The sequence below is a fragment of the Streptomyces toxytricini genome, from assembly GCF_014649915.1.
In the GTDB taxonomy this organism is placed as follows: Bacteria; Actinomycetota; Actinomycetes; order Streptomycetales; family Streptomycetaceae; genus Streptomyces; species Streptomyces toxytricini.
Window position 1 is genome coordinate 67,984 of the sequence record NZ_BMTY01000003.1, and the last position, 8,819, is coordinate 76,802.

Annotated in this window: 10 protein-coding genes and 1 pseudogene; all 11 read right to left on the reverse strand. The window is 71.3% G+C overall.

What is annotated here, in order from left to right:
* Nucleotides 1-142: 142 nt before the first annotated feature.
* Nucleotides 143-1,531: a tyrosine-type recombinase/integrase gene (locus IE170_RS04340; protein WP_189807977.1), complete on the reverse strand. Its 1,389-nt coding sequence runs from the start codon at nucleotides 1,529-1,531 to the stop codon at nucleotides 143-145.
* On the reverse strand, nucleotides 1,528-1,734 hold the full coding sequence (locus IE170_RS04345; protein WP_189807978.1) for a helix-turn-helix transcriptional regulator: 207 nt from the start codon (nucleotides 1,732-1,734) through the stop codon (nucleotides 1,528-1,530). The genes IE170_RS04340 and IE170_RS04345 overlap by 4 nt, the downstream gene beginning before the upstream one ends.
* 450 nt (nucleotides 1,735-2,184) lie before the next feature.
* Nucleotides 2,185-3,660, reverse strand: coding sequence for an AICE element replication initiation protein (locus tag IE170_RS04350; protein WP_189807979.1), 1,476 nt, complete (start codon nucleotides 3,658-3,660; stop codon nucleotides 2,185-2,187).
* Nucleotide 3,661: 1 nt separating this feature from the next.
* Nucleotides 3,662-4,543, reverse strand: coding sequence for a bifunctional DNA primase/polymerase (locus IE170_RS04355; protein ID WP_189807980.1), 882 nt, complete (start codon nucleotides 4,541-4,543; stop codon nucleotides 3,662-3,664).
* A 285-nt stretch (nucleotides 4,544-4,828) separates the two neighbouring features.
* The gene (locus IE170_RS04360) at nucleotides 4,829-6,949 is read right to left on the reverse strand and encodes an ATP-binding protein (RefSeq protein WP_189807981.1); all 2,121 of its coding nucleotides are present in this window, start codon (nucleotides 6,947-6,949) and stop codon (nucleotides 4,829-4,831) included.
* An 83-nt stretch (nucleotides 6,950-7,032) separates the two neighbouring features.
* Nucleotides 7,033-7,233, reverse strand: a complete 201-nt coding sequence (locus IE170_RS04365) for a DUF6257 family protein (RefSeq protein ID WP_189807982.1) — start codon at nucleotides 7,231-7,233, stop codon at nucleotides 7,033-7,035.
* A gap of 90 nt (nucleotides 7,234-7,323) precedes the next feature.
* Nucleotides 7,324-7,515: a hypothetical protein gene (locus IE170_RS04370; RefSeq protein ID WP_189807983.1), complete on the reverse strand. Its 192-nt coding sequence runs from the start codon at nucleotides 7,513-7,515 to the stop codon at nucleotides 7,324-7,326.
* Nucleotides 7,515-7,895: a DUF6251 family protein gene (locus tag IE170_RS04375; protein WP_189807984.1), complete on the reverse strand. Its 381-nt coding sequence runs from the start codon at nucleotides 7,893-7,895 to the stop codon at nucleotides 7,515-7,517. The genes IE170_RS04370 and IE170_RS04375 overlap by 1 nt, the downstream gene beginning before the upstream one ends.
* A gap of 16 nt (nucleotides 7,896-7,911) precedes the next feature.
* A complete protein-coding gene (locus IE170_RS04380) occupies nucleotides 7,912-8,091 on the reverse strand; it encodes a hypothetical protein (RefSeq protein WP_189807985.1) in 180 nt (59 codons plus the stop codon).
* Nucleotides 8,092-8,115: 24 nt separating this feature from the next.
* The gene (locus tag IE170_RS04385) at nucleotides 8,116-8,508 is read right to left on the reverse strand and encodes a DUF3307 domain-containing protein (RefSeq protein WP_189807986.1); all 393 of its coding nucleotides are present in this window, start codon (nucleotides 8,506-8,508) and stop codon (nucleotides 8,116-8,118) included.
* Between the two features lie 115 nt (nucleotides 8,509-8,623).
* Nucleotides 8,624-8,819: pseudogene (locus IE170_RS32410) on the reverse strand (conjugal transfer protein); the annotation flags it as partial.

Sequence of the window (8,819 nt, forward strand, 5' to 3'; positions counted from 1 at the left end):
GTCAGGGGCCGTTCTGCGTTCCGGGCCCGAACAGGGCGAACTGTCTCACCGCGTCCCGCTCGATCACCCTCTCTACCAGGGCGTGTGGACGGGCTATGGACGGGATTTCCGGGCCCGACCTGCGGTTGTGGCCGGGGGGCATTCACCGGGCCGGGGACGCCGCCGGGCTCCGGTGCCGACTCAGGAGCGCCGAGATCTTCGCGTTGGCGGCTTCGTCGCCGCCCTTCAGGAACTTCGCGTACACCCGGAAGAGGACGCCGACCGAGTGGCCGGCCCGCTGGGCCACAAGCTGGGGCTCCACCCCGGAGCTGAGCCACGTCGACACGGCCGCGTGACGAAGATCATAAGGGCGCTTGGCCAGCTTGGACTCGCGCTCCGCGACGGTCAGCACGTCCTCGCGGGCGGCCGCCCAGACGGCCCCGTAGCCACTCTCCTGGACCATCCCGCCGCGGGCGGTCCGGAACAGCCGGCCGTCCTCATGGGTGCCGTACGCCGTGACGTGCCACCGCAGCATCGCCACGAGCTCTGGCGGGATGGGCACGTACCGGACGGTCTTGCGGGTGCGGTGCTTGAGCCCGCGCCGGTCGTGGGCCTCCCCCGTGTCCGTCCAGGCGGTGCCGGAGCGGGCCCGGCTCTCGCGCAGCTGGATCATCCCCCACCCGCGCCGGGGCAGGTCGATGTCCTGGAGCCGTAAGCCGACCAGCTCACCCGGCCGGGCGGCCGAGTAGTAGATGCACCCGAAGAACGCTTCCAGGTGCCGCCCGCGGGCCCCCTGCTCGCGAACGGCAGCCAGGAGGGACGCGACCAGCCCGGGATCCGGCACCGCCTCCGGGTCCACCTCCTCTTCAACCTTCTCCGGCGCGGTCCACTTCATCGCGGTGAGCGGGTTCTCGCCCAGCAAGCCGGCGTCCACGGCCAGCCCCAAAGCCTGGTGAAAGATCGCCCGCTTCCGCGCGATGACGGCACCGGACGACGTCTTGCCGTCCAGCCGGCGGGCGCACGCGTCGAGCGCCCGCCGTACGGCCATCCGATCCGCCAGGGTGGACGTCGGGACCGACTTCCGCTCGACCCAGGCCAGGAGCGCAGCTACGTCTTCGGGCGCGTCCTCCTTCCACCGGTTCACGTTGAAGCCCCACGTGTAGAGCGCGCGGCGCACGGCCCGGTGGTCCGCCATGCCCTTCGTGTCCTTCACCAGCGCCAGGGTCACAGTGGCCATCGCCTCGGCGAGGTTCCGACGCGTGGAAGCGGGGGAGTGCTGCCACTTCATCTCCACGTACCTCCTGGCGTGCTCGTACCAGGAGATGTCCTTGGCCTTCTGCAGCAGAGACTTGGGAAGCCCGCTCTCGGCGTCCCACGGCTCGCCGCCGCGGGCCGCGGTGATGAACTGCGCCCGCCGACTCTCGGCGAGGCCGAGGGTCAGGAAGGACTCGGAGTGCGGCTTCGTGCCCACCTGCCAGCGCAGTTGGTACGGCTTGCGGTAGGGACGCTTGCGGATGCTCCAGATCCGCACGGTGTAGCTCCAGTCGGTCACGCGGTCTCCAGCTCGTTCAGGAAGGTGTCGAGCGCACTGCGGCGGACCCGCAGGTGCCCGTTGGGCAGGCGCTTCACCTCGGGGCCGTAGCCGCGGTTGCGCCAGCGGTAGTAAGTGGCTCGGGTGATGCCGATCTCGGCGAGGACGTCGGTCAAAGGCAGCCACTCGTCGACGGGCTGACGGCGGCGGACGGGACGGGCCATCGGGTCTCCCTTTCGGAGTCGGGTGGGCGGATGTGTCCGAAGTCGGGATTTCTGCGTCACTGCGTCATCAGCGTCACTCGGGCCGCTGACCTGTGGGTTTCCGTGACGCAGGAGGGGACAGGCTGCGTCACCGGTGACGCAGCCGTCTGTCACGGGGTGACGCAGGTGACGCAAGGTGACGCAGGATTTTGGGCTCTGCGTCACCTCTGTTGATGCAGGTCAGGCCGTGTTTTTGGGGCTGCGGTGACGCAGGTGACGCAGCGGTTCCTACTTAGGAAAAAGAGAGGGGGAAGGACTGTGTCTGTTGGCGCTGCCTTCAGGCGTGAATGAGGAGCCGCAAGCGGCACGCCCTTTGGCGGCGGCAAGCCGCCGAAGAGCAAGAGGAGCACCGCTGCGCCGGGGCGGGGGTGCTCCTCTTGCTTGAGCGGCCGCAACCGGGTGGTGCTCGGTCTAGAACATCTCCTGCGAATCGTCCTGCAGGGGCGCGGGGCGGGCGATCTCGATGTAGCGGGCGGCGTTGGTGCGGCCCCAGTCGACGTAGACACCGCGGGCGGTCAGGACGGGCTGCAGCCGCTTGAGGCGGTCGGAGAGGACTTTGCCGGTCGTGGGCCAGCCCTTGGGCAGGGGGCGGAATTCCCCTTCGCCGGTGTAGAGCTGGGTGAGGGCGTGCAGCCACTCGGCCGAGGTCATGCGGACCTCGGTTCCGGCGGCAATGCCGGCGGCGTGCTTGAGGACGGTCTGCGCCAGGAGGTCGCCCTCGATGACGTCGTCGTTGAGGTCGTCCAGGACGGCCCGGTAGGCGGTGAGGGCTCCCAGGCCGGTGGCGGCGTCGAGCTGCGCGCAGAGGTGGGCGAAGTCGGCCATGCGCAGGTCGGTGGGGATGTCCGCCTGCGTGCCCCGGATCTTGACAGTGAGATCGAGGAGCGAGCCGAGGATGACCGGCAGGGCCTCTTCGAACTCCGCCCACAGCTCTTCCTCGGTCCGCCGCACCCTGGGGCGCTCCAGCCGCAGCGGCAGGAGCCGTTCGGCGAGGTCGGGGCGGATGACACCGACGTCGATCCCGGTCAGCAGCAGCGGCCGGCGGTAGCGGGCGCGGACGACGTCCCCGTCGGTGAACAGGGCCCGCTTCACGGTCTCGGCGCCGGTGACGATGCAGCACATCAAGTCGGAGAGGTCGGGGCCGAGGTGGGAGAGGTTGTCCAGGGCGGTGACCCACCCGGCCGCCACCGCGGCGATCAGGCTCTCCTCGTCCTTCGGGGAGCGCCGCAGGTCCGCGCTCATGCCCTCGATGATCCGGACGAGCATTCGGCCGCCGGTGGACTTGCCGGCGCCCTGGGGGCCGGTGAGGAACGGGGCGGGGACGGGGACGGAGGGGCCGAGACAGCCGACGAGCCAGGCCACGGCCAGGGCTTCGGTGCGGGCGTCGGCGAAGTTGCACAGGCGCAGCAGCAGGTCCAGCCCCTTGCCGTCCGTGTCCTTCGCAGGCAGCGGAAGTTCCCCGGTGAGCTGCGTGCGGCGCCAGCACACCTCGCGGGGCTCGGGAGTGACGATGTCCCAGCCGGTGGGGTGAATTCGGACGGACTTGCCGTCGTCGCGCCCCATGTCCAGCCACGTTGCTCCGCCAGAGCCGGGGGCTACCCGGATGTGGACGGGCTGTACTTCTTCGGTCATCGCGAGTGCTTCGATCAAGTCCAAGGCTTCCTTGAGCGCGGTTCCGTTGAAGACGCCGAGCCCGTCGCGGAACAGGCCGACCATGAGTTCCTGCCGGTGGCTGCCGGTCGTGCCCTGCGAGCGGATCGGTCGGGCGACGGGCTGGCCGTTGCGCTGGGCGTAGACGGTGCCGTCAGCGGTCCGGAAGTACCGGAAATTGGCCTGGGCGTAGTCGGCGATGATCGCGCGGGCCGGGTTCTTCTCGTCCTCGGCCATGTCACATCCCCAGAGCAACGCAGGCGTTGGCCCAGGCGTCCGTGCAGTGCCGCGGGGACTCGCCCTTGCCCTGCGCGGCGGCGAACAGGCGGCCGATGTGGGTGTCGGTGAGGCAGCCGCACCGGCCGTGCACCGACAGCACCGCGAGAAACGTGGCGTACACCGTGCTGTGGACCGCGTTGGTGGCGGCGGTGATCCGCTGCTCCGCCATCGCGATGCCCCGCTCCAGGAAGACGGGCGAGCGGTGCGGGCACCGCCCGCCCCCGGCCTGAGCGGGCACCGTGACCGGGCGGGGCGCCGGCCCGGCCGCGGGCTTCTCCTTGACCAGCTCGTGCACGAGCGGGGGCACCGCCGCCATGGCGCCGGTGCCGGGGCCGAGCCATCGGGCGTAGGACATGCTCGACTTGATGTCCACGCCCTCACGGACCCTGTTGACCGACCGGACGGTGCCGGAGTAGATCCAGTGCTCGCCGCGGGTTGTCGCCACGACCTTGGTCGCGGGCAGGTTCTGGCGGGCCCACGCGATCGCGTCCGTGTCGTCGAGGTCCACGACGGTGAGCCTCGCACCGCCGGGGTGATACGCGACGGCGTGCGCCTGCAGCCAGGCCCTCGCCCACGCGGGGGAGGTGAGGGCGCTCTGGTCGGTGGTGGCGGCGCCCCAGCCGTGGCAGGGGGCGGGGCACTGGCAGGGCCCGGCCGCCTTCATGTGGGGGCGGTCCCCGCATGCCGAGCGGGTGCAGGCCGGGCAGTTCCCGAAGGGAAGTTTGCCCGCCCGCAGCGGCATGACGGGCAGGCCGATGCCGGCGAGCCAGAGCGCGGTGCGCAGGTGGGCGGGAAGGGCCGTGCGGTCGGGGGCTCGCGGAATGTCGTTGGGTTGGGTCATGCTGGGTGCCTCCAGTTGTGCTGGATGGGAGCGGCCCCGGTCATTGGCGTGAGGGGGCCGCTCTCGGCTTGTGACGGTTAAGCGGAAGCCCTCCCGGGCGTTTGGCAGGGAGGAGGGTCCACCCCCTGGCGGGGTGGCTGCAGCGCGGGGTTCGGGCTTCTGGCCTGCGGCGCCTCCCTGGCTCTCTGACCGATCGTTTGTGCAGGTCAGCGCCAGGGAGGCGGCTCAGGGAGGTGGGCAGGGAGTTCTCCCTGCCTCCCTGGCCTGTGCGGGGTTCGGCTCCCGCTACTCGGCGGCGGAAGCGGAACCGTCGTCCTCGCGGTTGGTGAGGGCGGTGTGGACCTTGTCGCGGCTGACGGTCATGCGGCCGTCGGACTTGTAGGGGTCGGCGCCAGCGGCTTCGAGGACGTCTTTGAGGTCGCTGAAGGTCCATTCCCGGTACTCGCCCGGGTTCAGCGCGGCGAGGCCGGCGAGGACCTCTTGCGTTCGCATCCGCGGTTCGTCGCCGATGACGGTGGCGATGTCGGCGAGCGCGTCGACCGCGGCGGCCGGCTGTTCGGTGGCGGTGGCGGTGGTGACGGCCCCGCGCAGCTTCTTGGCGCGGTCGGCGACGGTGATGGCGTCGTCGGTGTCGATGTAGTGGGTGCGGACCGTGATGGAGGCCTGTCCGGCCGGGATGGTGATGCCGTCGGAGGCGACGACGACGGTGCCCTTGTCCAGGCCCTGGCGGAGCAGGTGGGGGGCGGCGCCGCCGTCGACGGCCTTGTCGCCCAGCGCCATCCGGGACTGCGACTCAGTACCGAGGGCGAGGGAGACGCGGGTGTGGGCGCCCTCGCGGACGAGCTTGGGCAGGTTCTGGTCGGTGGGGTCCTGTGTGCCCTCCCACAGCAGCACGTCCACGGCCCGGCCCTGGTTGTGAAGCTTCCGCGCGGCCATGAAGTAGCGGGACGTGGCCTTGCTGCCGCCGTAGGGCCGCTTGTCCTCGCCGACTGCGGGGCACATGAACGCGACCTGCGCCTCATCCACGATGCCGATCAGCGGCGGGAAGACGGTTCCGGGCGGGGCCTGGATGCGGCGTTCCATCTCGGCGACCATGCCCTCGACCATCTCGGTCGCGTCGATGACGTGCTCGTCGGTCGGGCCCTGGATCAGGACCGTGGCGAGCCCGTCGAACATCGCCCAGTCGCCGACGCCCTTCAGGTCGGCGATCCGGAACTCGACCGACTTGTCGAGGGCCAGCCACAGGGCGAGTGCGCGCAGGGCGGCGGTCTTGCCCTGGTTCGACAGGCCGGTGATCAGAAGCATCCGCTGATACAGGCTGATCAGTGCCTTGTCGCCGCGCAGGTCCTGACCCCACGGCGCCCGGCCGGTCTTGTAGTTCGCGGTCATGGTCTCGTCGGTGACCAGCGGGGACGGGCCGATCGGCTCGTCCAGGGCGCCGGAATCGGCGATCCACAGCCGGACGGTGCGGGCCTTGGTCGGGAGGGTGATGAACACCTCGTGCTCGTGGCGGGCGAGGTTCTCGGCGAGCTTGCGCCGTCGGCCCTGGACCTCGGCGGTGGAGACGCCGGACGGCAGGGTGACGTCGACCTCGACGCCGCATCCGGCGATCCGGATCGGCCCGAGCATCGCCGCCCCGGCGTCGCCCATCTCCTTGATGGCGTTCCGCAGCGGTGCGATTCCGAGGTCTCGAAGGGCGGTGACCACGATCGACGGGGTGATGGGTGCGCCGGCGTCGTCGCGCTGACGGGCGGGCATCGCCCATGCAGGGGCGGTCTGCCGGTTGCGGCCCAGCGCCCACAGCGCGGCAAGCGCCGCCCACGGGCCGATCGTAACCAGCGGCCCCCACACCACCGTCGCGACCACGGTGACCAGGCGGATCAGCTCGATCGCCCAGGCGAGCGGGCCGACGACGTAGCTGACGTCCTTGTTCGCTATGGCCAGCACAATCCCCAGCGCGAGCAGAGACCCGACCGTCAGACCGGTGCCGATCAGCACGCTCTTGGCGAGGTCCTGGGGGGCTTTGATCAGGTCCATGCGGCGGCGGTGCCGGTCGGAGCGGAAGCGGTGCAGCCGGTCCTCCCACTCCTTGGCCTCCTCCCAGTGGCCGGCCGCTTCGGCGGCTCGCCACATGCGCTCGTAGCGGGAGGCGGTCCGCCCGTCCCACGCCCGGCGGGCCGCGATCCGGGCGCCGCCGAGCACGTACAGGCCGTGCCGGGCGAGCATCCGCGCCGCGGTACGCGTGCGGTCCGCGGTGACCGCGGCCGCCATGGTCCGCAGCGTCTGCTTGAGCACCCGGATCGACTTGGCGGTCAGCGTCGGGTCTAGGGCGGGCGGGACGAGGGTGAGCGGTTCGGGGGTGGTGGGCTGGGGGTTCTTGAAGAGGGGTACGACGTTCTCGGGCATGCTGGATGTCCTGTCGTCTCATGGGATGGGCAGGGCCCGGGGCGGCCGGTTTCCTTGGCCGGGACGGCCGCCCCGGGGCACAGCTACTTGCGCTTGCCGTTCTCCCGCGCTTCGGCCGCTTCGCGGTCGGTGCGTTCGCGGGCGGCGTCGATGATCCGGTCGACCTTGCGCTCCAGGTCGCCCTGGTAGACGGTCTGCGAGGCGATCCCGCGCTTGGCCATGCGGGCGGTGTACCAGGCGATCTGCGCGACCTCGCCGGGCGTGAACTTCGGGTCCTGACCCATCACGGGGCTCCTTCCGGGGCCGGGGCTGTCCCGGCTCCCCTCACCACCCGGCACCGGGGCCGGGTGGATCGGGCAGCCGTCAGGCCTGCGTCAGCGGGTCTTCTTCAATTCGTGGGCGTGGCAGAGGACCGGGGCGATCAGGAAGCCGAGGCCGGCGACGGTCCATCGGCCGTTGGTGAGCGGGCCGGGCGGGATTTCGTCGAGGATCCGGCCCGTCCGGCCCACGGCCCGCGGGTCGTCCTCACACGCGACGACGAGTACGCGGTCTCCGGCAGCGAACATCACTTCCCCCTTCGGCTGGCCTTGGCGAGGTTCTTCGCGGCCTGCGTGCCCTCCGGGCCGCCGATGGACTTCACGACCGTGTGGACGCCCCAGCCGAGGACCAGGGCGAGGAAGGCGAGCATCGCGAGGTTGGCGGCGATCGCGGTCAGGGCGCCGATCAGGAGGGGGCCGAAGTAGACGCCGGCGGCGACCGCGCCGGCGCCGATCCCGGCGCCGAGCGCGATCCGCTGCACGGTGCGGTCGGGCGGGGCCTGGTGGATGTGCTGGTGCACGACCTGCGGTGTCTGGAACGTGGCGGGGAGCTGGTCGGCGTAGGCGTGGGTGCCGTCAGGGAGGCGGACCACGGTGGGCGGGTGGATCGGTTCGGGGAGGTGGTTCACCGTGCTTCTCCTGTCGTCAGCGGGGCAGGGCGAGGCACCGTGTGGCGTGGCGGTGGGCCCAGCGCTTGAGGTCGCCGCTGAGGGTCCACTCGCGGCAGCCGCCGCACTCGGCCCGGTACTCGAAGTGGCGGCCGTAGACGGTGACGATGGCCCCGCCGGCGGTGCGGTACTGGACGGCGATGTCGTTCTTGGACATGAGGAGGTCTCCCTGGCAGTCGGGTCAGATGCAGAGGGCGAGGGCGGCAAGCGTGAGCGCGAGGACGTGTGCGGTCTGGTCGACGTGGGCGGCGCCGCCGTGCGCGGCCCAGCCCTGCTGGCGGGCGATCCGCATCCACGCGGTGATGGGCCAGCGGCGGTCGATGAACCCGTGGCTCAGGCCGATCCACAGCAGGGCCAGAGCGGCGTGGACCGGGGAGAGGTGCCAGCCCAGCAGCACCGTTCCGAGCGTGAGCATGGCGCCACAGGTCACGAGGTGGGTGGCGGCGTGGGTGATGTTGGCGGTCCAGCCTTCGCGGCTGCACTGGGCCTTGTGTGCGGCCTGGTGGTCGGTCTGGAACGGGTAGTCGGCCAGCAGGTGCCCGACGTAGAGGAGGAACGCGATTTCGGCGAACACGAGAGCCCCTTCCGGGCAGGTCATGCGGCGAGTTCGTTCATGTCGGGGAAGGCGCCGAACAGGGCGCGCACAGCGGCGGTCGCCTCCTGGGGGACGACACCGATCCGCAGCCCGCTCACGCTGCCCCGCCCCGTTCGGCCCGCAGGGTCTCGCGCAGCCACCGGCCCTTCTCCGGAGAGGTGCGCACCGCCCGCCGGATCCGGTCGGCCGTCAGGTTTTCCACCGGCCACGACTCCGTCAACTGCCGTGCTTCGGCGAGCAGCTCATCGCGGGTGCGGCGCGGCTGGGTCGACTTCGCCGCGTCCGGGACC